This window comes from Pseudomonas sp. RL_105y_Pfl2_101 (assembly GCF_963970585.1).
In the GTDB taxonomy this organism is placed as follows: Bacteria; Pseudomonadota; Gammaproteobacteria; order Pseudomonadales; family Pseudomonadaceae; genus Aquipseudomonas.
This window is the reverse complement of sequence record NZ_CAXAPG010000122.1, coordinates 1-1,238: the sequence shown is the minus strand read 5'-3', so window position 1 is coordinate 1,238 and position 1,238 is coordinate 1. Positions and strand designations below refer to the sequence as shown.

1 protein-coding gene is annotated in these 1,238 nt (G+C 52.0%); it reads right to left on the bottom strand.

What is annotated here, in order from left to right:
- Positions 1 to 20 precede the first annotated feature (20 nt).
- Positions 21 to 992 carry an IS110 family transposase gene (locus tag AACY31_RS28720; protein ID WP_339493252.1) on the bottom strand — a complete coding sequence of 324 codons (972 nt, stop codon included), beginning with the start codon at positions 990 to 992 and terminating at the stop codon, positions 21 to 23.
- Positions 993 to 1,238: the final 246 nt, after the last annotated feature.

The window sequence follows — 1,238 nt, the reverse complement described above, 5'->3', positions numbered from 1 at the left end:
TGTAGATACCGTCTTGCCCCTCATCGAGCAAGGGCAAATTTTGGGTCAAATGGCTGACCCGATTTGAGAACGGCGTAAACGAAATGTAGTAGCTTGCGCATCGCTGCACAGATGATCTGCTTGGGGGCCTTGCCGTTGGCCTTCAAGCGATTCTTCATGGCGATAATGGGTTCGTTGTGCTTCAACGCTACCAGGCCAGGCATGTACAGACCTGCACGAACGCGCGCCGAGCCAATCCTCGAAATTACTGTTCTGCCTTTGAGCTTTCCTGAGTCCTGTAGCTTTGGGTTCAACCCAGCAGCAGCGACCAGTTTGCGAGGGTCATCATATTTACGCAGGTCGCCCAGTTCGGCCAGCAGCCGCTCAAGGGTTTTCTGCCCGATCCCGTCGATGGTCACGATCAAATCGCGCATTTGGCGCATGTCCGGATCATCGTCGATGTGTTTTTTTATCACTTTGTGAGTTTCAGCAATCTCTTTTTCGATGTGGCGCAGCACGGAGTTGATCGACTCTTTGACTTTTTCGTCAGACACATCCAGGCGGTTGAGCTCCATTTGCTCCATTTCCTGAAGATCATCCAGCCGACGCACCATTGCCTTTAGTTGGCGGTATTTCTTCGGCTCCGGTGCCCACTGCTGAAGCTTTTCAGCCTTTTCCCGAGCAAAGTCAGCAATCAGTTTGGCATCGCTTTTATCGGTTTTGATCCGACGTAACTCGCTGTCGGCGTAAGCGTGGGTTGTTGCCGGATTTACTACGCAGACCCGGTAACCCTTGTTGTAGACGAACTCGGCAAGTTCAAGATGATAAACGCTGGTAGCTTCCATCACGATCCGGGCTGCAGGCTCGGCATGCTTGTTGAGCCAAGCTTCAAACTCCTTGAAGCCTTTCGAGTTGTTAGCCAGTTTGGCTTTGGTTTTGTGCTTGCCGTTTGGCAGATGAGTGGCGATATCAAAAGTGTTTTTAGCGACGTCGACACCGACGAAATTGGACATGACCGTCTCTCCGTTGATCCGTTTTCGATCATCACTGCACTCTGTCCAACCTTGCGAATGCGGGCTCTCGCCAGGGACGGGCCCAAGATACCGTTCGAACTATACGAGTGAGTGTGGAGGGCTGGAGCACTATCTACATCACAGGCAAAAAGCCTAAGGAGCTGTACGGCTTCCAAGTCCCTCCCTCGATGATCAGTCGAGAACTATCGCTTCTGTCGGAGCGATAGTCGAGATACAAGGAGCTGT

What these genes read in the sequence shown, in the direction of transcription:
- AACY31_RS28720 (WP_339493252.1), bottom strand. Translation starts at nt 992, where the DNA reads ATGTCCAATTTCGTCGGTGTCGACGTCGCTAAAAACACTTTTGATATC.